Annotated in this window: 20 protein-coding genes and 1 tRNA gene; 9 read left to right on the top strand and 12 right to left on the bottom strand. The window is 70.5% G+C overall.

Translation table 11 applies throughout. From position 1 onward, the window contains the following. The first annotated feature begins 379 nt into the window (after positions 1-379). Both SLW55_RS02655 and SLW55_RS02650 read left to right on the top strand, forming a co-directional pair. Positions 380-2152, top strand: coding sequence for a S8 family peptidase (locus SLW55_RS02655; RefSeq protein WP_017909072.1), 1773 nt, complete (start codon positions 380-382; stop codon positions 2150-2152). Positions 2153-2523: 371 nt separating this feature from the next. Further along, positions 2524-4215: a S8 family peptidase gene (locus tag SLW55_RS02650; protein WP_267100041.1), complete on the top strand. Its 1692-nt coding sequence runs from the start codon at positions 2524-2526 to the stop codon at positions 4213-4215. 6 nt (positions 4216-4221) lie between these two features. On the opposite strand, the gene ybaK is transcribed toward SLW55_RS02650, so the two are convergent. The 4 genes from ybaK to wrbA form a co-directional block, all read right to left on the bottom strand. Further along, on the bottom strand, positions 4222-4695 hold the full coding sequence (gene ybaK / locus SLW55_RS02645) for a Cys-tRNA(Pro) deacylase (protein WP_017909074.1): 474 nt from the start codon (positions 4693-4695) through the stop codon (positions 4222-4224). Between the two features lie 9 nt (positions 4696-4704). Continuing rightward, positions 4705-5190, bottom strand: a complete 486-nt coding sequence (locus SLW55_RS02640; protein WP_017909075.1) for an asparaginase domain-containing protein — start codon at positions 5188-5190, stop codon at positions 4705-4707. A 79-nt stretch (positions 5191-5269) separates the two neighbouring features. Then, on the bottom strand, positions 5270-5626 hold the full coding sequence (locus SLW55_RS02635) for a DUF2069 domain-containing protein (protein ID WP_043093047.1): 357 nt from the start codon (positions 5624-5626) through the stop codon (positions 5270-5272). Beyond that, the gene (gene wrbA, locus SLW55_RS02630; protein ID WP_209249102.1) at positions 5623-6219 is read right to left on the bottom strand and encodes an NAD(P)H:quinone oxidoreductase; all 597 of its coding nucleotides are present in this window, start codon (positions 6217-6219) and stop codon (positions 5623-5625) included. The genes SLW55_RS02635 and wrbA overlap by 4 nt, the downstream gene beginning before the upstream one ends. A 76-nt stretch (positions 6220-6295) precedes the next feature. On the opposite strand from wrbA, the gene SLW55_RS02625 reads away from it, so the two are divergent. After that, a complete protein-coding gene (locus SLW55_RS02625; protein ID WP_043093046.1) occupies positions 6296-7570 on the top strand; it encodes a YihY family inner membrane protein in 1275 nt (424 codons plus the stop codon). 5 nt (positions 7571-7575) lie between these two features. Next, on the top strand, positions 7576-8214 hold the full coding sequence (locus tag SLW55_RS02620) for a TlpA disulfide reductase family protein (protein WP_226978512.1): 639 nt from the start codon (positions 7576-7578) through the stop codon (positions 8212-8214). 313 nt (positions 8215-8527) lie between these two features. On the opposite strand, the gene ppk2 is transcribed toward SLW55_RS02620, so the two are convergent. The 8 genes from ppk2 to hemA form a co-directional block, all read right to left on the bottom strand. After that, positions 8528-9316 carry a polyphosphate kinase 2 gene (gene ppk2, locus SLW55_RS02615; RefSeq protein ID WP_152182232.1) on the bottom strand — a complete coding sequence of 263 codons (789 nt, stop codon included), beginning with the start codon at positions 9314-9316 and terminating at the stop codon, positions 8528-8530. Further along, positions 9313-9657: a helix-turn-helix domain-containing protein gene (locus tag SLW55_RS02610; protein ID WP_017911650.1), complete on the bottom strand. Its 345-nt coding sequence runs from the start codon at positions 9655-9657 to the stop codon at positions 9313-9315. Before SLW55_RS02610 ends, ppk2 begins: the two co-directional genes overlap by 4 nt. A 13-nt stretch (positions 9658-9670) precedes the next feature. Beyond that, complete coding sequence (moaB, locus tag SLW55_RS02605) at positions 9671-10189, bottom strand: molybdenum cofactor biosynthesis protein B (RefSeq protein ID WP_267095789.1); 519 nt, start codon at positions 10187-10189, stop codon at positions 9671-9673. 215 nt (positions 10190-10404) lie between these two features. After that, positions 10405-11037, bottom strand: a complete 633-nt coding sequence (locus tag SLW55_RS02600) for an antibiotic biosynthesis monooxygenase (protein ID WP_267100042.1) — start codon at positions 11035-11037, stop codon at positions 10405-10407. 320 nt (positions 11038-11357) lie between these two features. Beyond that, positions 11358-13073 carry a tetratricopeptide repeat protein gene (locus tag SLW55_RS02595; RefSeq protein ID WP_267100043.1) on the bottom strand — a complete coding sequence of 572 codons (1716 nt, stop codon included), beginning with the start codon at positions 13071-13073 and terminating at the stop codon, positions 11358-11360. 40 nt (positions 13074-13113) lie between these two features. Further along, positions 13114-13566, bottom strand: a complete 453-nt coding sequence (locus SLW55_RS02590; protein WP_267100044.1) for a GNAT family N-acetyltransferase — start codon at positions 13564-13566, stop codon at positions 13114-13116. Continuing rightward, positions 13563-14648, bottom strand: a complete 1086-nt coding sequence (prfA, locus tag SLW55_RS02585; protein WP_010341257.1) for a peptide chain release factor 1 — start codon at positions 14646-14648, stop codon at positions 13563-13565. Before prfA ends, SLW55_RS02590 begins: the two co-directional genes overlap by 4 nt. Continuing rightward, positions 14626-15909 carry a glutamyl-tRNA reductase gene (gene hemA / locus SLW55_RS02580; protein ID WP_017908875.1) on the bottom strand — a complete coding sequence of 428 codons (1284 nt, stop codon included), beginning with the start codon at positions 15907-15909 and terminating at the stop codon, positions 14626-14628. Before hemA ends, prfA begins: the two co-directional genes overlap by 23 nt. Positions 15910-15975: 66 nt before the next feature. Between hemA and SLW55_RS02575 the strand changes: the two genes are divergently transcribed. The 5 genes from SLW55_RS02575 to SLW55_RS02555 all read left to right on the top strand — a co-directional run bounded on the left by SLW55_RS02575 (position 15976) and on the right by SLW55_RS02555 (position 20341). Further along, on the top strand, positions 15976-17646 hold the full coding sequence (locus tag SLW55_RS02575; RefSeq protein WP_152236311.1) for a tetratricopeptide repeat protein: 1671 nt from the start codon (positions 15976-15978) through the stop codon (positions 17644-17646). Further along, positions 17643-18296, top strand: coding sequence for a lipoprotein insertase outer membrane protein LolB (gene lolB / locus SLW55_RS02570; protein WP_150411156.1), 654 nt, complete (start codon positions 17643-17645; stop codon positions 18294-18296). Before SLW55_RS02575 ends, lolB begins: the two co-directional genes overlap by 4 nt. Further along, positions 18293-19156 carry a 4-(cytidine 5'-diphospho)-2-C-methyl-D-erythritol kinase gene (ispE, locus tag SLW55_RS02565; protein WP_320744478.1) on the top strand — a complete coding sequence of 288 codons (864 nt, stop codon included), beginning with the start codon at positions 18293-18295 and terminating at the stop codon, positions 19154-19156. Before lolB ends, ispE begins: the two co-directional genes overlap by 4 nt. A gap of 13 nt (positions 19157-19169) precedes the next feature. Next, positions 19170-19246, top strand: a tRNA-Gln gene (locus SLW55_RS02560). A gap of 135 nt (positions 19247-19381) precedes the next feature. Further along, entirely contained in the window at positions 19382-20341 is a 960-nt protein-coding gene (locus SLW55_RS02555; RefSeq protein ID WP_017911658.1) for a ribose-phosphate diphosphokinase, read from the top strand. Positions 20342-20494: the final 153 nt, after the last annotated feature.

Raw genomic sequence — 20494 nt, 5'->3', positions numbered from 1 at the left:
GTATGGCGCTGCCATGCAGGCGGCCTCTGTCGTCTGTATCCACTGTCTCCTTTTCTTGTCCCGCGTGTCGCGCGGGAGCCAAAAATCTGCCCCTGATTTGCCAAGTCTGGCGTCTTTCCATGCTGCAACGCAGCAAAAATGAGGTGCGGTTCTCTTTATGACATCGACGGTCATTGCATTTCGTCGTTTTGTACAACGGATTTCCGTCACACCCTGCTCCATACGCGCTTGTACTGAGCTAGCGTCGATGAATGGTCGGCAACACGCCATCCGACCGGGCTCGCAACGCACGCCAGGTTCAGGTTTCGACCGGACCGGTGCGGCGCGGAACACCGCCATCAGGCGGCTACTCAACCGAAAGGAAGTCCGAATGTCCGAAATGTCGCATCGTGGGTCGCGCCAGCGTCCGTGGCTGGTCGTGCTGGGCGCCTCCGCTCTCACCTCCCTGTTGTTGGCCACCCCAGCCTTCGCCGGTGACGTGAACCTCTCCGGCCTGTCTTCCGAGCCGACCGTGCAACGCTTCATCGTCAAGACCCGCGATGCCGCGCCGGTCAGCATCTCCAGCGCGTCCGCCGCCGCTGCGGCGCCCTCGGCGGCGCTGCGCGCGACGCTGCAGTCGGCCGCCGCCGCGCTGCCGGCCAAGAACGGCCGCGCGCTCGGCCTGACCAGCCTGCGCCGCCTGGCGGTGGGTCCGGAAGTGGTCAAGGCCAGCCGTCCGCTGGACCGCGCCGAGGCCGAGACGCTGATGCGGCAGATCGCCGCCGACCCGAACGTCGAGTACGTCGAGGTCGACCAGCGCATGACCATCGCGCTGACCCCGAACGATCCGCGCCTGGGCGACCAGTGGGCCTTCGGCACCACCAACGCCGGCATCAACGTGCGCTCGGCCTGGGACAAGGCCAGCGGCGACGGCGTGGTCGTGGCGGTGATCGACACCGGCATCACCAGCCACCCGGACCTCAACGCCAACGTCCTGCAGGGCTACGACTTCATCAGCGATGCGGATTCGGCGCGCGACGGCAACGGCCGCGACAGCAACCCGGCCGACGAAGGCGACTGGGCCGCTGCCGGCGAGTGCTACTCCGGTTCGCCCGCCTCCAATTCCAGCTGGCACGGCACCCATGTGGCCGGCACCATCGCCGCGATCACCAACAACGGCACCGGCGTGGCCGGCACCGCGTTCAAGGCCAAGATCCTGCCGGTGCGCGTGCTCGGCAAGTGCGGCGGCTACACCTCCGACATCGCCGATGCGATCACCTGGGCCTCCGGCGGCACCGTCAGCGGCGTGCCGACCAACCAGAACCCGGCCGAAGTCATCAACATGTCGCTGGGCGGCAGCGGCACCTGCTCGAGCACCTACCAGAACGCCATCAACGGCGCGGTCAGCCGCGGCACCACGGTGGTGGTGGCGGCGGGCAACAGCTCGACCAACGTGTCCAGCTCGGTGCCGGCCAACTGCAACAACGTGATCGCGGTGGCGGCGACCACCTCGTCGCGGGCCAAGGCCAGCTACTCGAACTACGGCGCGGGCATCGACATCTCCGCGCCGGGCTCGAACATCCTGTCCACGCTCAACGACGGCACCACCACCCCGGGCAACCCGAGCTACGCCTCGTACAACGGCACCTCGATGGCGACCCCGCACGTGGCCGGCGTGGTCGCGCTGATGCAGTCGGTGGCGCCGACCGCGCTGACCCCGGCGCAGGTGGAAAGCACCATCAAGAACACCGCGGCCAGCTTCTCCTGCTCGCAGGGGTGCGGCGCCGGCCTGCTCGACGCCAACGCGGCGGTCACCGCGGCGTTGAACGGCGGCAGCAGCGGTGGTGGCGGTGGTGGCGGCAGCAGCAACGAACTGCAGGACGGCGTGGCGGTCACCAACCTCAGCGCCAACAGCGGTTCCTCGCTGAACTACACGGTCAAGGTGCCGTCCGGTGCCAGCAGCCTGGTGGTCACCACCTCCGGCGGCAGCGGCGATGCCGACCTGTACGTGCGCTTCGGCAGCGCGCCGACCGACTCGGCCTACGACTGCCGTCCGTACAAGAACGGCAACAACGAGAGCTGCACCTTCAACTCCCCGCAGGCCGGCACCTACTATGTGCGGGTGAAGGCGTACAGCACGTTCTCCGGTGTCAGCCTGAAGGCCGACTACTGAGGCACTCCGTCGCGGCGGCCGCGGCATGGCCGCCGCGCACCTCCCGGTGCCGGATCGCAGCGGTCGGCCAGGACGCCGCCGCCGCCACTCTCGGTCGCCCCGCGCTTCGGCGCGGGGCTTTTTTGTTTGTGCCGCGTCCGGCCGCCCTGGTCCGGTCGTCTTGATGCATTCCACAGCCGGGCTCGTCGCCGATCACAGATCTGCACATTGCGCCGCTTGCGCCCTCTACCCGATCCGCGCCTTGCCGCTATCCGCGGTGCAGGACCGTTCTGCGGCTGTCGCGTACGCGGTGGCCGCGGCCTGCACCGCCACGTTCGAACCTGCGCGGTGGGCGGCCGACTGCGCCACGTGTATAGCCCGGGGGGAGTCTCATGTTCAAGTACAGCGTGCTCCGGCGCCGCAGCGCCGCGTGCCTTTTGCTGCTGGCAGCCGCCGGCACCGCCGCTGCCGGCGAGATCGGATTGCAGGCGCTGGCGACGACGCCGAATCCACAGCGTTTCATCGTCACCTATCGCGATGACGCCGCGCCTGCGCTGGCCTCGCGCGCGGCACCGCTGGCGGAGGCCGCGCGCATGTTGCCGGCCCGGCGCGGCCGTGCCCTCGGCCTGGCATCGTTGCGGCGCCTGGCGACCGGTGCCGACGTCATCGCCGCCGATCGCAGCCTGGATCGCGTCGAGGCGGAGACGCTGATGCGGCGCCTGGCCGCCGATCCGGCCGTCGCGCGCGTGGAGGTCGATGTGCTGTTGCGCCCCTCGCTGGTCCCGAACGATCCTGGCCTGTCCCAACAATGGGCGTTCGGAACCGGTACGGCGACGATCAATGTGCGCCCGGCCTGGGATCTGGCGACGGGCAAGGGTGTGGTGGTCGCAGTGCTCGATACCGGCATCACCGCACATCCGGATCTGGCGGCGAACGTGTTGCCGGGCTACGACTTCATCAGCGATCCCCTGGTGGCCGGCGATGGTGGCGGCCGCGACCGTGACGCCGCCGATCCGGGCGATGGCTATCCCGCCAATACCTGCGGTGCCGGTACGCCGGCGGCGAGTTCGAGTTGGCACGGCACGCATGTGGCCGGCACCATCGCCGCGGTCACCAATAATGCCGCCGGTGTCGCCGGCGTCGCCTTCAACGCGAAGCTCCTGCCGGTGCGTGTGCTGGGTAAATGCGGTGGTTATCTCTCCGATGTCGCCGACGCCATCGTCTGGGCGTCCGGCGGCACCATCGCTGGCGTTCCCGCCAACCCGACGCCGGCGCAGGTCATCAACCTGTCGCTGGGTGCCGCCGGAAGCTGTTCGCCGACGATGGCAGGGGCGATCGCGAGTGCGGTTGCGCGCGGGACCAGCGTCGTCGTCGCTGCGGGCAACAGCAACAGCGATGTCGTCGGCAGCGTGCCCGCCAACTGTCCGAACGTGATCGCGGTGGCCGCGACCACCTCCGCCGGCGCCCGTGCCAGTTTTTCCAACTATGGGGCGGGCGTGGACATTGCCGCTCCCGGACAGGGCATCCTGTCCACGCTCAATACCGGCACGCTGGGGCCGGGGGCGCCGGCGTATGCGTCCTACAGCGGCACCTCGATGGCGGCGCCGCACGTGGCCGGCGTCGCCGCGCTGGCGCTGTCGGCAGCGCTGAATCCGCTGACGCCGGCGGAACTGGAGGCCCGGCTGAAGGCCACCGCCAGCCCGCTGCCGGTGGCGTGCACCGCCGGCTGCGGTGCAGGGCTGGTCAATGCGGGGGCGGCGGTGGCGGCGACAGTGAAGGCGCAGACGCTGGTGCGTGGCGTGCCGATGGGAAATCTGTCGCTCAAGGCGGGAACGTCGCTGTACTACCAGATCACCGTGCCCGCCGGCACGTCGGCGCTGACGCTGGCCCTGAGCGGTGGCAGCGGCAATGCCGATCTGTACCTGCGCGCGGGCGCCCTGCCGACCGATACCGCATACGGTTGCCGGTCGGTCGCCGCCGGCACCACCGAGCGCTGCACGCTGACCTTGCCGGCCGGGCTCTATTACGTGCGGATCAAGGCGGTCACCGCGGTGGCGGGCGTGAGTGCGACCGCGAGTTACTGACGCGCCTCACTCGCACAGATCGCAGGCACGTGCCTGCAGTGCGTCGAGCACCTGCGCGGCCTCCATTTCCAGCAGCAGGCCGCGCTGCCCGGCGTTGAACCAGACGCTGCCTGCGCCCAGTGCGGTTTGCTCGATCAGCACCGGCGCCGGCCGCTGCTGGCCCAGCGGACTGATGCCGCCGACCTTGTAGCCGGTGCGGCGCTCGGCCTCGGCGGCCTCCATCATCCGCGCCGCCTTGCCGCCCGCGGCGGCGGCCAGTTTCTTCAACTGCACGCGGCGGTCGGACGGGACCACCACGCAGACCGCGCGCGTGTCGACCCAGGCCATCAGACTCTTCAGCACCCGCTCCGGCGGCAGGCCCAGCGCCTGTGCGGCCTGCAGGCCCTTGGCGCCGGCTTCGGCTTCGTAGTCGTAGGGATGCAGCCGGTAGACGACGCCGGCCGCATCCAGCGCCTTGGTTGCGCGCGTGGCCTTGGACATCGTCGCCGCTCAGGCCGCTTCGAAACGGTTCGCCGCCACGTTCTTGCGCACCTTCTGTGGATCCCAGATGCGCCCGTTCATGGCGATGTAGACGCCGGCCGGCAGCGACTGCACTGCGCCGACCGCGCAGCCGATGTTGAACTCGGCGTCGGAGCCGCGGAAGCGCGCCGGGTTAAGCGCGCCGGTCATCACGATGGTCTTGCCCTCGATCGCCTGCAGCACCTTGCCGGTCTGCACCATCGAGTCGGTGCCGTGGGTGATCAACACATGGCGCGCGGACTGCGCGGCGATGGTGGCGCGGATCAGCTCGCGGTCTTCGTCGGTGATGTGCAGCGAATCCTTGCGGATGATCGGGATCACCGTGAAGCGGAAGGTCACGCCCAGTTCCTTGAGGATCTGGCCGATCTGCGGGTCGCCGATCTGGTAGTCGGACTTGTCGTCGAAGTAGATCTTGTCGATCGTGCCGCCGGTGGTGACGATCAGGAGTTCTTCCATTGCCGTTCCTAGAAGCATGTCGGGGCGCGGCCGTGGCCGCGCAGGCCGTCCATGATACCGGGCGCGGCGGGGCGGCCGCTCAGTCGCGCCCGGCTGCGCCGCGGCGGCGCGCGAAGCGTGCGCGGATGCCCGGCGCGCTGGACAGGCCCACCACCAGCAGCGCCAGCAGCAGTTCCGCCCAGCCGTAGCCACGCTGTGGCGGGTGGCTCCAGGCGGTCATCACCCCGTGGCTGAACCACAGCAGCGCGCCGACGCCGCTCCAGAATCGTGCCACTGCCGAGCCGCGCAGCACGCCCACGGCCAGCAACAGCGGCGGCAGCGCGAACACCAGCAGGGCGGCGAGACGGTGGCGATCGTCGTGGAACCAGGTCGCGAACAGTGCCGCCAACGCCAGCAGCGTCGCCCCCAGCGCCACCCGCAGGCGCCCGCCGCTCATGGCGCCGCCAGTCGTTGCGCGATCTCGGCCAGGCGCCGGCCGAGCGCGCGCGCCAGCTGCGCTTCTTCCTCGCTGGGTTGCGGATCGTCGTCGGCGCCGGCGACGTGGCTGGCGCCGTACGGCGTGCCGCCGCTGCGGGTGCTGCTGAGCAGCGGTTCGGTGTAGGGAATGCCGACGATCAGGCAGCCGTGATGCAGCAGCGGCAGGTGCATCGACAGCAGGGTGGCTTCCTGGCCGCCGTGCAGCGACGCGGTGGAGGTGAACACCGCCGCCGGCTTGCCGGCCAGCGTGCCGCTGGCCCAGTCGGCGCCGAGGCCGTCGATGAAGTGCTTGACCGGCGCGGCCATGTTGCCGAAGCGGGTCGGGCTGCCGAGCGCCAGGCCCACGCATTCGCGCAGGTCGTTGGCATCCACGTACGGCGCGCCGCTGTCGGGCACCGGCGGTGCGCTGGTCTGGGTGACCGCGGCCACCGGCGGCACGGTGCGCAGGCGCGCGGCCATGCCCGGCACTTCGCCGACGCCGCGTGCGATCTGCCGCGCCAGGCGCGCCACCGAGCCGCCACGGCTGTAGTACAGGACCAGAATCTCGGCCATGCGGCCCTCTCGTGGATCGGAACGACCGCCAGTATCGACGATGCCGGCGTCCATGCGCATCGGGTACCCTTGCCCGATGCAGCCGCTGGACACCGTCAATCTCTGGGCCGATCGCCTGCGCGACCGCGCGCGCATGCGCAGCTTCGCCGGCTTCCTGTGGCGGCGCTTCCTCGACGACCGCCTGTTCCAGGCCGCGGCCTCGCTGGCCTACACCACCATCTTCGCGCTGGTGCCGCTGGCGGTGGTGGTGTTCGGGGTGCTGTCGGCGTTCCCGGTGTTCGACAAGTGGAGCGACCAGCTCAGCGACTACATCTTTTCCAACTTCGTGCCGGCCGCGGCGCGTTCGGTGGAGTCCTACCTGCGGCAGTTCTCGGCCAGCGCCGGGCAACTGACCACCGCCGGCGTGATAGCGCTGGTGGTCTCGCTGCTGATCACCCTCAACAGCGTCGAGCAGACCTTCAACCAGATCTGGCGGGTGGTGTCGGCGCGGCCGCAGCTGACCCGCTTCCTGGTGTACTGGACCGTGCTGACCCTCGGCGCGCTGCTGGCCGCGGCCTCGCTGGCGGTATCGGCGCGGTTCTTCGCGCTGCCGCTGTTCAAGACCAGCGAGGGCCGGCTGCTGGCGCAGGTGGTGCTGAGCGTGGCGCCGGTGCTGATCGAATTCGTCTGCATCACCCTGGTGTACCGGGTGGTGCCGCACCACACGGTCAAGCTGCGCCATGCGGTGCCGGGTGCACTGCTGGCGGTGCTGCTGCTGGAGCTGGTGAAGTGGGGCCTGAGCCTGTATCTGGGCAGCTTCCAGTCGTATCAGCGCATCTACGGCACGGTCGCGTTCGTGCCGATCTTCCTGCTGTGGATCTACCTGAGCTGGATCGCGATCCTGCTCGGTGCCTCGGTGTCCTCTTCGATCGCCGCCTTCCGCTACCAGCCGGCCTCGATGCGCCTGCCGGCCGGCTACGAGATCTACGGCCTGCTGCGCCTGCTCGGGCGCTTCGCGCAGGCGCGCAGGCAGGGCAGGGGGCTGCAGGAGGACCAACTCCTGGAACTGGAGCCGATGCTGACCGATTCGCTGGTGCAGGAGCTGCTGTGCGAACTGGAGCGCATCCGCCTGCTCAGTCGTACCGAGCAGGGCGACTGGATGCTGGCCCGCGATCTGAGCGACGTGCCGGTGGCCGAGCTGTACGAGAATTGCCAGCTGCGCATCCCTGTCGTCGAGACCTATCTGCCGTGCCGCGACGACGCCCTGGGCCAGGCGGCGTGCCGCGCGCTGGACGAACTGCGCCTGCCGTTGCGCGACGTGCTCAAGCGTCGCGTCGGCGACCTCTACACCGAGATTGGAGACCTTGCATGACCGCCATGCGCCTGCTGTTCCCGCTGTTCGCCGCTGCCGCCCTGCTGGCCGGGTGCGACCGCCAGCCCACGCCCAAGCCGGCCGACGGCGGCGCGACCACCGCGTCGTCCACCGCGCCCAAGGCGCCACCCGCCCCGGCAGCGCCGGAGGCGCCCGCCGCGCCGGCGGCCGGGCCGTCCGTGGTGCAGGAGACCCGCCCCGAGCCGACCCTGAAGATGAAGGCCGTGGACGGCCGCGAGTACGACCTGGCCGCGCACCGCGGGCAGTGGGTGGTGGTGAACTTCTGGGCCACCTGGTGCGCGCCGTGCCTGAAGGAGATGCCGGAACTGTCGGCCTTGCACGTGATGCGCGACAACATCGAGGTGGTGGGCCTGGCCTACGAGGACATCGAGCCGGCGGAGATGCAGGCGTTCCTGAAGCAGCATCCGGTCGCCTATCCGATCGTCATCGTCGACACCTATGCGCCGCCGGCCGACTTCGCCACCCCGCGCGGCCTGCCGATGACCTACCTGATCGCGCCCGACGGCAAGCTCGCCAAGCAATTCCTGGGGCCGGTCACCGCCCACGACATCGAAACCGCGATCGCCGCGGCCGGTGGCCCGGCGCCCGGGCAGGGCAAGGGGAAGGGAAAGGCGGCGGGGTGATGACCGCGGCCGCCGCCGGGATTGGGGATTCGGGATTGGGGATGCGCGCGTCGGAAGCGAAAAGTCTTCCTTGTGGGAGGGACTTCAGTCCCGACGCCTTGCGCGACCAGAGGATGGGATGGCTTCGCTCGCCGCGGCTGAAGCCGCTCCTGCGGGGACAGCCGCCTCTTTAGTGGTGCGCGAGCCGAGACAACCGTAGAGGCGGCTTCAACCGCGACGCGCTGTTCCCGGAATGGCTGAGAGAGGCGCGCCCGGCGACGCGCGGTCGCAAAGCGACGACTGCGCGCCGCAGGCTTCAACCAATCCCCACTCCCTAATCCCCACTCCCCGCCTCATACGACGGAATCGGCTGCAGCAATCCGAACTTTTCCTTGTGCAGCTTCTGCTTCAGCGGCGGCAGATCCAGGTCCGGTTCGTGCAGGCGGGTTTCCGGCAGTTGGTCGAGCAGGTGCCGGATCAGGGTCAGGCGGCCGCGCTTCTGGTCGTTGAAGTCGACCAGGGTCCATGGCGCATAGTCGCGGTGGGTGGCTTCCAGCATCGCCTCGCGCGCGCGGGTGTAGTCGGCGTACTGGCTGCGCGACTTCAGGTCCACCGGCGACAGCTTCCAGCCCTTCAATGGATCGTGCAGGCGCTCGGCGAAGCGTTTTTCCTGCTGCGCCTGGTCCACGCACAGCCAGTACTTGAACAGGCGGATGCCATCGTCCACCAGCAACTGCTCGAACAGCGGGGTCTGGCGCAGGAAGGCGTGGTATTCGGCATCGCTGCAGTAGCCCATGACCCGCTCCACGCCGGCGCGGTTGTACCAGCTGCGGTCCATCAGCACGATCTCGCCGGCCGCCGGCAGATGCGCGATGTGACGCTGGAAATACCACTGCGTGGCTTCGCGGTCGGTTGGCTTGGGCAGGGCGACCACGCGGCACTGGCGCGGGTTCAGGTGTTCGGCGATGGCCTGGATCGCGCCGCCCTTGCCGGCGGTGTCGCGGCCTTCGAACAGCACCAGCACGCGCTCGCCGCTGTGCTGCACCGCCTGCGCCATCGCGGTCAGTTCCAGTTGCAGCGGCTGCATCAGGGCCTTGTACTGCTTGCGCTTGAGGTGGCTCATTTGCTGCTCCGCTTGCGGGTGCCGGTACCGGCCATGCTGCGTGCCACTTCCAGCAATGCGCCCTGCTGGCGGGTGTCGAGGGCGCGGTAGGCCTGCAGCAGATCGTGTTCGCCGCGGGTGCGTGCCGGGTCGAGTTGGCTGGCCAGTTCGCCGAGCAGCGCGCCGGCGGGCACCCCGAAGGTGCGCGCCAGGGCGGTGAGCTGCGCGCGTCCGGGCAGCTTTTCGCCCGCCATCCAGGCCTTGACCGTGGCCGCGCCGGCGCGCGGGATGGCCGCGGCGATGTCCGCGGCGCTCATGCCGCTGGCCTTGGCCAGCAGACGCAACGTGGTGTCCAGGGGCATGCGGGAGTCCAGGTCATTCCTTCAGCCGCGGGCGCAGCGTGGCCAGATTGCAGGGGCGGGTGCGGGCATCCAGTTGCGCGGCGATGATCCGCTCCCAGGCCGTGCGGCAGGCCGAGGTGGAGCCGGGCAGGCAGAACAGGAAGGTGGCGTTGGCCAGGCCGGCGAAGGCGCGCGACTGCAGCGAGGAGGTGCCGATCTCCTCGACGCTGATCGCGCGGAACAGCTCGCCGAAGCCTGGCATCTCCTTGTCCAGCAGCGGCAGCAGCGCCTCGGGCGTGGAATCGCGGCCGGTGAAGCCGGTGCCGCCGGTGACCAGGATGCCGTCCACCTCCGGATCGGCGATCCAGGCCGAGACCGTGGCGCGCATCCGGTAGCGGTCGTCCGGCAGCAGTTCCCGTGCGTGCAGGCGATGGCCGACGCCGCCGAGAGCGGCGACCAGATAGTCGCCGGAGCTGTCCTGGTCGAGGGTGCGCGTGTCCGAGACGGTCAGCACGCACAGGTTCAAGGCGATGAAGTCGGCGTTGGCGGTCATGCCGGCAGCCTAGCGGCTCGCCCGGCCGGCGTACAGCCTGGGTGCGTTGGCGCTTCAGCCACGGCTACGGCGGGGGTGGCGGGTTGTCGTGGACGACGGCAATGGGGGCGCTTCGGGCCGCCGAAGTGTGCGCCTGTGCGTGGTGATCGCGCGCTGGGATCGCCGCCCGGGCGGGGAGCCGCATCCGCGCACGTTGCTGGCGCGCGCCCGCCGATTCAGGCGTGGAGGTGGACCGGGGTCGTGCCGTCGCATGGCAGGACCAGGGTGCGTGGCCGGAAGCGACGGACGCTGGCGGCGCGATCGGCGGCCAGCGGCAAGCGCTCGGGTTCGCGCTGCAGGGCACGTCGCTGTGCCTCCGCACTGTGCCACTCGGTGCATTCGAGCAGGGTGCGGCCGTCGTCCGACAGATACAGGTGCGCGGCGATCAGGCCGCGCAGCGCATGTGCGCCATCCTGCAGGGCGGCGAAGGCGGCATCGGCGCGGCCCTGCGCCTGCGCTGCATTGCGGGTCTGGACGCGGGTCATCACCACGCAGGACGCTGCCCGGTGCGGATCGGATACGCCGCTGCGGATGCGCCGGTAGCGCCGCAGCGTCCGCCGCAGCGCCGGCAGGCGTGCGCGCAGCAGTCCATGCAGTGCTGGCGCCGCGTCGCAGCAGCAGCGTGCGTACAGCAGGTCGGGGGCATCGCCCAGCGATTCCATCCAGGTCAGGGCATGCAGCCGGTGGTCGCACAGGCCGCGCATGCAGTCGAGCAGCGCGGCGCGATCCGGAATGGGGGCTTCGGCGAGCAGCATGCTGCGTACGGAGGCGGAAGGAGCGGGCGTCGGAATCGGGAGCGGCAGCGACATTGCGGGATCTGCACGAGGAGCGTACGCGCAGTGTCGGACCTCAAGTTCGCTTGAGGTCAAGCGCTTCGGTAGCTCGACTTGCACGCTGGCGACTGCGCCCCTGCGCCTCACGGGCTGCCGTTGGCTGGGTCGCTGCGACCTGCAGCGACGCTCGTCCACACCACCCGTGCGCTGTGACGCAAGCGCGCTCGGCGATGGGAGACGGCGATGCGGATGTACCGGCGGTGATGTCGATGGCGACGTTGACTGGCGATACGTCGCTACGCCGTCCGTTGCTGGATGTGCCGCCGCGGCCTTGTGGCGCATCCGTGAGCGATCGATCAGGTCGAGCCTGCGCCTTCCCATCCATGCCGCGAAGCCGTGTCGCGCAGCAGCGCGGCGAAGTCGTCGGCGAAGCCGCGCATGTCGAACAGGCCGCTGTCCGCGCGCCGCGCCTGCAGCCGCTCGCGCAGCGCCTGCCGCGCCGCGGGATCGCGCCCCAGGCGCACCGCGGTGGCGACGAACGCTGCGTCGTCGGCGGCATTCATGTCGTCCAGGCCGAGATGATGATTGAGGCTGCCGGCCACGCGTGCGGCAAAGGTGCTGCCGGGGCAGGTCAGCACCGGGCAGCCGGCCCACAAGGCATCGGAGGCGGTGGTGTGGGCGTTGTACGGATGCGTGTCCAGGAACAGGTCGGCCTGCCGGTAGCGTGCCAGATAGTCCGGATGCGCCAGCTTGGGCATGAAACGCAGGCGCGTCGGGTCCACGCCGGCCGCCGCGGCGGCCGCACGCAGTCGGTCATCGGCCTGGCCCGGGCCGGACAGCAGCCACAGCACGCTGTCCGGCACCTGGCGCAGCACCTCCAGCATCCGCGCCATGCTGCGCGGGCCGAGCTTGTAGCTGTTGTTGAAGCAGCAGAACACGGTGCCGTGCTCGGGCAGGCCGCAGTCGCGGCGCGCGGGCGGGGTGCCGACATGGCGGGTATCGTCGGACGGCTGGAACGCGCGCGGCAGCCGCAGCACCCGCTCGCTGTAGTGCGCGGCCAGCGCCGGCGGCAACGCGTAGGCGTCGCCGACCACGTAATCGATCCAGGGTGCGCCGGAGGTGCCGGGGTAGGCCAGCCAGTTCACCTGCACCGGCGCCGGACGCAGCGCCAGCACTTCCGGCGTGCCGCCGCCGCCCCAGCCGCGCAGATCGAACAGCAGGTCGATGCCGGTATCGCGGATGCGCTGGGCGATCTGCCGATGCGGCTGTCCGGCCACGTCGTGCCAGGCATGTGCAGCCGCCTGCAGCCGCGCACGCAGCGCGCTGCGGTCGTCGCCGTTGAGCGCGAACAGGTGCACCTGCAGGTCGGCATGCGCGCGCAAGCGCTCGAACAGGGCAACGGTCAGCAGGCCGGTGGGATGCGCGCCGAAGCCGTTGGACAGGAAGCCGATGCGCAGCGGGCCATCGCCGCGTACCTGCCCAGCGGGCAGCGGCGCGAGAGCGCGCGCCAGCGCCTGGGCGCGGTTGCGCGCGCAGCGCAGTTGTTCGTCCGCGCCCGTGTCCTCGTTGAGGAAGGCGAACGGTTCGATCGCCGGGTGGCCTTGCCGTACCGCGCCGCGCACCTGCTGCGATAGCGCGTCCAGTCCGCGCCAGTCGCACAGCTTGCGCCGCCAGTTCAGCAGGTAGGCGGCGATCGACGGTTCCTGCGGCAACAGTGCATGCGCGTGGGCATAGGCTTGCGCCGCGGCTTCCGCCTCGCCATTGTCTTCCAGGGCGTGGCCGAGCCATACCGCGATGCCGGGGTGCTGGGGCGCCTGCCGCAGTGCCTCGCGCAATGCCTGCGCTGCGTCGGCATGACGACCCTGGGTCCAGCGCACCCGGCCCAGTCGCGCCAGCGCCTCCGGATGCCCCGGGCGCAACTGCAGCGCGCGCACGGCGGCCTGTTCGCCGGCCGCCACTGCGCCGGCGCCGAGTTCGGCGTCGGCGAGCATCACCCAGGCCAGGAAGTCCTGCGGATCGCGCCGCACCGCGGCCTGCAGTTGCAGGCGTTCGTCGACGCCGCCGCCGTTCATGCGGCCGTGGCGGCCGCGATCGACCGCGGGCGGTGCACGCTCACGGCACCAGCGCCTTGGCGTAGTGCTGCGCGCTCAGGTCCTGCTGCCAGCCGCAGGCGCGGTAAAGGGCCTGCGCGGACAGATTGTCCTGCGCCGTCTCCAGCACGATGCGTGCCGCGCCATCGTTCGCGGCATGGCGTTCGGCGGCATGCAGCAGCGCCTGCGCCACGCCGTGGCGGCGGTGCGCCGGGGCGACGTACAGGTCGTTGAGGATCCACAGCCGCGCTGCCCGCACCGAAGAGAAGGACGGATACAACTGCACGAAGCCGGCGGCCTGCGCATCGCGTTCGGCCAGCAGCACGACCGACTCGGCCTTGGCCAGGCGCGCAGCCAGGAACGCGTGCGCGGTCGCCGGGTCCGGCGCCTGCCCATAGAACTGCCGGTAGGCATCGAACAGCGCTGCCAGCGCCGGCAGGTCGTGCGCATCGGCCTGGCGCACGCGCACGCTCATGGGCTGTCGCTCAGGCGCGCCAGTTCGTCGACCTGGTGCTCGTGGCTCAGGCGTCCGATCAGTGCATCGAGGTCGCCCTCGATCACGTTCGGCAGGTCGTACAGGGTCAGGCCCTCGACGCGGTGGTCGGTGATGCGGCCCTGCGGGAAGTTGTAGGTGCGGATGCGCTGGCTGCGGTCGCCGCTGCCGACCTGCAGCTTGCGGTCCTGCGCCTCGGCCGCGGCCTGCTTGCTGCGCTCGGCCTCCAGCAGCTGCGCCTTGAGCCGCTTCAGCGCCTTGTCGCGGTTGGCGTGCTGGCTGCGCTCGGTCTGGCACTCCACCACCACGCCGCTGGGCACGTGGGTGATGCGGATCGCCGACTCGGTCTTGTTGACGTGCTGGCCGCCGGCGCCGGAGGAGCGGAAGGTGTCGATCTTCAGGTCGGCCGGATTGATCGCGATCTCCTCCACGTCGTCGGCCTCGGGAATGATCGCCACCGTCGCCGCGGAGGTGTGGATGCGGCCCTGCGACTCGGTCGCCGGCACGCGTTGCACGCGGTGCGTGCCGGATTCGAACTTCAGCTTGGAGTAGGCGCCGCGGCCGACGATGCGCGCCACGACTTCCTTGTAGCCGCCGTGCTCGCCGGGGCTGTCCGATTCCACTTCCACCTTCCAGCCCTGGCGTTCGGCGTAGCGGGCGTACATGCGGAACAGGTCGCCGGCGAAGATCGCCGCCTCGTCGCCGCCGGTGCCGGCACGCACTTCCAGGAACAGGTTGCCGTCGTCGCGCGGGTCGCGCGGCACCAGCAGCAGCGCCAGTTCCGCGTCGAGTTCGGCCAGGCGTGCCTGCGCGGCGGCGATTTCCTCCTCGGCCAGTTCGCGCAGTTCCGGATCGGCGCGCATCGCCTCGGCCGAGGCCAGGTCGGCCTTGGCCGCCGCCTCGGCGGCCAGCGCGGCGGCGACCGGCTCCAGTTGCGCGAATTCGCGCGAGTAGTCGCGGAAGCGCGTGTTGTCGCTCACCACCTCGGGGTCGGACAGCAGGCGTTCGAGTTCTTCGCGACGCTCGGCCAGCGCCTCCAGCTTACGGCGCAGGGTCGGTGTCATCGGTCTTCAGAATGGGGTGGAAATAGCCCGGCTTCTCCGGGAACAGGCGCTCGGCAGCGCGGGCCAGCTCGGCGTCGCCGCGCAGCGCCGCCTCGCGCAGCGCCGCGGTGGGCGGATGCAGCAGGCGGTTGGTCAGGGTGTTGGCGAGAAATTCCAGCACCTCGTCGGCAGGCTTGCCGTGCGCCAGTTGCTGCCGCGCCTTGGCCAGCACGTCGTCGCGGGTGCTGTCGCCGTGCGCGCGCAGGCGCTTGAGCGGCGCCTGGCGGGTGCTGGCCTGCAGCGCCTCCATGTAGCGCACGACCTGCAGGTCGATGATCGCCTCGGCCGCCTCGGCAGCCTCGCGGCGGCCGCGGCGGTTGTCCTCGACCGCGCGCTCCAGGTCGTCGACGGTGTACAGGTAGGCGTCGGCGAGATCGGCCACGCCGGCCTCGATGTCGCGCGGCACCGCCAGGTCGAACAGCAGCATCGGCTTGTGCTTGCGCGCGCGCAGCGCCTGCTCGACCTGCGCTCGCGTCACCACCGGCTCGCGCGCGGCGGTGGCCGAGAACACCACGTCGGCCTCGTGCAGGTGGCGCTCCAGCTCGCTCAGCGGCAGCGCCACGCCGCCGTGGCGGCTGGCCAGTTCCTGCGCGTGGGCGAGGGTGCGGTTGGCGATCAGCAGGCGCCGTACGCGGCCTTCGCTGAGATGCTTGGCGGCCAGCTCGATGGTCTCGCCGGCGCCGACCAGCAGCACGGTGGATTCGCTGAGCCGGGCGAACGAGCTCTGCGCCAGGCGCACTGCGGTGGAGGCGACCGAGACCGGATTGGCGCCAACGCGGGTGTCGGTGCGCGCGCGCTTGGCCACCGAGAAGGTCTGCTGGAACAGGCGGTCCAGGCGGCTGCCCATCGCCCCGTGCTCGCGCGCCAGCGACCAGGCGTCCTTCACCTGGCCGAGGATCTGCGGTTCGCCCAGCACCATCGAGTCCAGCCCGGTGGCGACCCGGAACAGGTGCCGCACCGCGTCCGCGTCCTGATGCTGGTACAGATAGCCGTGCAGGCCGGCGGCATGCGAGTCCAGCCAGTCGGCCAGGTGCTGCGCATCGCCGGCGATGGCGTACAGCTCGGTGCGGTTGCAGGTGGACAGCAGCGCCGCCTCGGCGACGTCGGGCAGCCCGCGCAGCGATTGCAGCGCGCGCGGCAATGCGTCGCCGGCGAATGCCACCCGTTCGCGCAGGTCGACCGGCGCGGTCTGGTGGTTCAATCCGAGCACCCACAACGTCATCTGTTCAGTTGCTTGCGATAAGCTGCTGGCCATTCAGGGCCCCATTTTACGGCCCGGCCGCTTCCGATGCCCGCACTGATTCGCATCCGTACCTTTCTGCTGCTGTCCGCAATCGCCGCCGTGGCCGCACCGGCCGCGGCCAAGGCGCCGAGTCCCGCCCAGGATGTGATGACCCCGGTGCTGGCCGGCGAGTTCGCCCTGCAGGCCGGGCAACTGGCCGACGCCTCGCGCTGGTATCTGCAGGCCGCCAACGACAGCCCCGGCGATGCCGGCCTGGCAGAGCGCGCCACCCGCATCGCCATGCTCGCCAACGACAGCGCCGCCGCCACCCAGGCGCTGGCGCTGTGGCGGCAGCGTGCGCCCGAGTCGCTGGCCATGCGCAGCGCCGAGGCCTCGCTGGCCCTGCGCAACGGCAACCTGCGCCAGGCGCGCAGCCTGCTGGTGGCCCTGTTGCGCGACAAGGACCCGCGCGGCTGGCGTTTCGCGCTGATCGCCCTGGTCAGCGGCAACCGCGATCCGGAGGTGGCGGCCAAGGCCCTGGACCAGTTGCTCGACGCCAATGCCATCCCCGACCAGCTCGAGGCCTGGCAGGAATTCGGACGCCTGGCGCTGCGCCTGGATCAGCCCAAGTTGGCCGAGCGCATCGTCGACCAGTTGGTCAAGCGCTTCCCACAGGAGCCGCGGGTGGCGCTGCTGCATGCCACGCAGTTGCAGCAGGCGGGCAAGACCGAACAGGCGCGCGCGTTGCTGCAGGGCGTGGAGCCCAAGGTGTCCGGCGACCCGGAACTGCGCACGGCGCTGGCCTATGCCTACGACGCGATCGGCGACACCGCCGCCGCGGCGCGGGTGCTGGCGCTGGGTCCGCAGACCACCCAGAACTACGGCCTGCGCGCCTCGATGCTGGCCAAGCTGCAGGACAATGCGGCCCTGACCGCGCTGTACGACGAGTTGCGCAAGGGTGCCGACCGGCCCGATCCGGAGCGGCGCCTGCTGCTCGGCAAGATCGCCGAGTTCCTCAAGCGCAACCAGGAGGCGGTGGACTGGTACCGCGGCGTGCCGGGCGGCCCGCTGCGTAGCGAGGCGCGGCTGCGCGCCGCCGGCGCGCTGTACGCGCTCGGCCAGAAGGACGCGGCCTTCGCCGAGGCGCGCGCGCTGCAGGACGATGCCGAGGCCGACGATGCCGCGCGCCGCGACGCCTACGTGCTGGAAGCGGAACTGCGCCAGCGCAGCGGGGACGACGCCGGCGAGCTGCAGGTGTTCGAGCGCGGCCTGGCTGCGTATCCGGACGACAATGCGCTGCTGTACGCGCGCGGCCTGTCCTGGGAGCGTCGCGACCGCATCGACCGCGCCGAGGCCGACCTGCGCAAGATCCTGGTCACCGATCCCGAGAACGTGGCGGCGCTGAACGCGCTCGGCTACACCCTGGCCGACCGCACCAAGCGCTATCGCGAGGCGCTGCAGTTGATCGACCGCGCCCGCACCGCCGATCCCGACAATGCCGCGATCATCGACAGCTACGGCTGGGTGCTGTACCGGCTCGGCAAGACCCAGGAGGCGCTGGTGCAACTGCGCCGTGCCTGGAGCCTGGTGAAGGATCCGGAGATCGCCGCGCACATCGGCCAGGTGCTGTGGGAGCAGGGCAAGCACGAGGAGGCCAACAAGTACTTCGACGAGGCGCGCAAGCTCGATCCGGACAATCGCGCGCTGCGCCGCGCCCTGGACAAGGTGGCGCCGTGACCGCCGGCCTGCGCACCGCCTGGGCGCTGGCCGCCGGGCTGCTGCTGGCTGGTTGCAGTGCGCTGCCGACCCGCACCCCGTCGCCGGTCGCCGTCGCCGCCCCCGACGCCGCTGCGCAGCAGGCCGAGGCCGCGCGTGCGCAGTGGCTGCGGGCGCATCCGGACTGGTCGTTCCAGGGGCGGGTGGCGATCACCAAGGGACGCAACGGCGGCAGCGGCCGCATCGACTGGACCCAGCGGCAGCGCCAGTACGAGGTGCAACTCAGTGCGCCGGTGACCCGGCAGAGCTGGCGCCTGACTGGCGACAGCCACTCCGAGGCCGGGCGCCTGGAGGGGCTGGAGGGCGGTCCGCGCGACGGCGAGAACGCCGAGCAGCTGCTGCTGGAGGCGACCGGCTGGGAGATCCCGGTCAACCTGCTGCCCGACTGGGTGCGCGGGTTGGTGGCGACCGACGCGCAGGCGCCGGAGCGGGTCGACTACGACGCGCAGGGCCGGCCGCATACGCTGCGGCAGATGGGTTGGGAGATCGAATTCCAGGACTGGTATCCGCCCAGCGACGGTCGTCCGGCGCTGCCGCGGCGCATCGAGGCGCGCAACGGCGACGCCAAGGTGCGCCTGCTGGTCGACGCCTGGACCGTGCCTGCGCCATGAGCGGGGGCACCGACGGGGGCTGGTCGTCCTGGCCGGCCCCGGCGAAGCTGAACCTGTTCCTGCAGATCACCGGCCGCCGGCCGGACGGCTACCACCAGTTGCAGACCGTGTTCCGCCTGCTGGACTGGGGCGATACGGTGCATCTGCGGCCGCGTGCGGACGGGGTGGTGGCGCGGATCGGTCCGTCCGTGGCCGGCGTCGCCGAGGCCGACGATCTGCTGGTGCGTGCCGCGCGTCTGCTGAAAAAATCGGCAAATATCGCCCAAGGTGTGGATATCCGCGTCGAAAAGCGTATCCCGGCCGGCGGTGGCTTCGGTGGCGGTTCGTCCGATGCGGCGACCGCGCTGGTGGCGCTGAACGCCCTGTGGGGCGCCGGGCTGGACGAAGACGCCCTGGCCGGCCTAGGCCTGTCGCTGGGCGCGGACGTGCCGGTGTTCGTGCGCGGGCGCGACGCCTGGGCCGAGGGCGTGGGCGAGCAACTGACCCCGATCACCCTGCCGCCGGCCTGGTATGTGCTGGCCGATCCGGGGGTGCACGTGCCCACCGCGGCCCTGTTCCAGTCCCCGGATTTGACGCGGGATGCTGCGCCCGCGAAAATAGCGGACTTCGTTTCAGGTTTCCTGCTCGGCAATGCGTTCGAGCCGGTCCTGCTTCGCCGCGAACCGGCCGTCCAGGCCACGTTCCAGGCGCTTGCGCGGATCGGCACGCCACGCCTGACCGGGTCGGGGAGCGGTTGTTTCGTCGAGTTCGCCGATCGCGCTGCCGCCGTGCGCGCGCTGGCGGACTTGCCGGACGGGATGCGCGCCTGGGTGGCAGGCGGCGTCCCGCGTTCGCCGCTGCTCGACGCGCTGGAGGCTTGACACAGGTTTACGCAGGGGCGTCGCCAAGAGGCCCAAGGCACCAGGTTTTGATCCTGGCATTCGTAGGTTCGAATCCTACCGCCCCTGCCATTATGCGAGTCCCTCGCAAAAGCCCGCACATCCATGTGCGGGAATTCAACAGGTAGAAGCATCGCTCCTCCTGGATTCCTGATCCACGTAGTTATCGTCGCCACACGCTCTTTGCAGCCACCCGAGAGACCCCTCATGCAAGACCAACGCAACCTGCTGGTGTTCTCCGGCAACGCCAACAAGCCCCTGGCCAAAAGCATCTGCCGCGAGCTGGGCGTGCGTCCGGGCAAGGCGATGGTCTCCAGCTTCTCCGACGGCGAAGTGCAGGTGGAGATCGAGGAGAACGTGCGCCGGCAGGAAGTGTTCGTGATCCAGCCGACCTGCGCGCCCAGCGCAGAGAACCTGATGGAGCTGCTGGTGATCATCGACGCGCTCAAGCGCGCCAGCGCCGCCAGCGTCACCGCGGTGGTGCCGTACTTCGGCTACTCGCGGCAGGACCGGCGCATGCGCTCCTCGCGCGTGCCGATCACCGCCAAGGTCGCGGCGAAGATGTTCAGCGCGGTCAACGCCGACCGCGTGCTGACCGTCGACCTGCACGCCGACCAGATCCAGGGCTTCTTCGACATCCCGGTCGACAACGTCTACGCCTCGCCGCTGCTGCTGGCCGACATCTGGCGCGCCTACGGCACCGACAACCTGATCGTGGTCTCGCCGGACGTGGGTGGCGTGGTCCGTGCCCGCGCGGTGGCCAAGCGCCTGGACGATGCGGACCTGGCGATCATCGACAAGCGCCGTCCCCGCGCCAACGTGTCCACGGTGATGAACATCATCGGCGACGTCGAGGGCAAGACCTGCGTGCTGGTCGACGACATCGTCGACACCGCCGGCACCCTGTGCGCCGCCGCGGCCGCGCTGAAGGAGCGTGGCGCCCTGAAGGTCGCCGCGTACTGCACGCATCCGGTGCTGTCCGGACCGGCGGTGAGCAACATCAGCAATTCGCAACTGGACGAACTGGTGGTCACCGACACCATCCCGCTGTCGGAGGCCGCCCGCGCCTGCGGCAAGATCCGCCAACTCAGCGTCGCCGAGCTGCTGGCCGAAACCATCCGCCGCATCGCCTTCGGCGAGTCGGTGAGCTCGTTGTACGTGGATTAAAGGCTGGGAATGGGGAATCGGGAATAGGGAATGGGCGAAGCGCGGTATTGCGCTGTTGCGATTCCCCATTCCCGATTCCCCACTCCCGGCTTCACAGACTCTTCTGGTCGCGGAAGAGTCCTTCAAACCGCCGCGAGGCGGTTCATTCAACCA

Source organism: Xanthomonas sp. LF06-19 (assembly GCF_034105425.1).
GTDB classification, from domain to species: Bacteria; Pseudomonadota; Gammaproteobacteria; order Xanthomonadales; family Xanthomonadaceae; genus Xanthomonas_A; species Xanthomonas_A sontii.
Note: the sequence above shows the minus strand (reverse complement) of the source record. Positions and strands in the feature narration are given on the sequence as shown.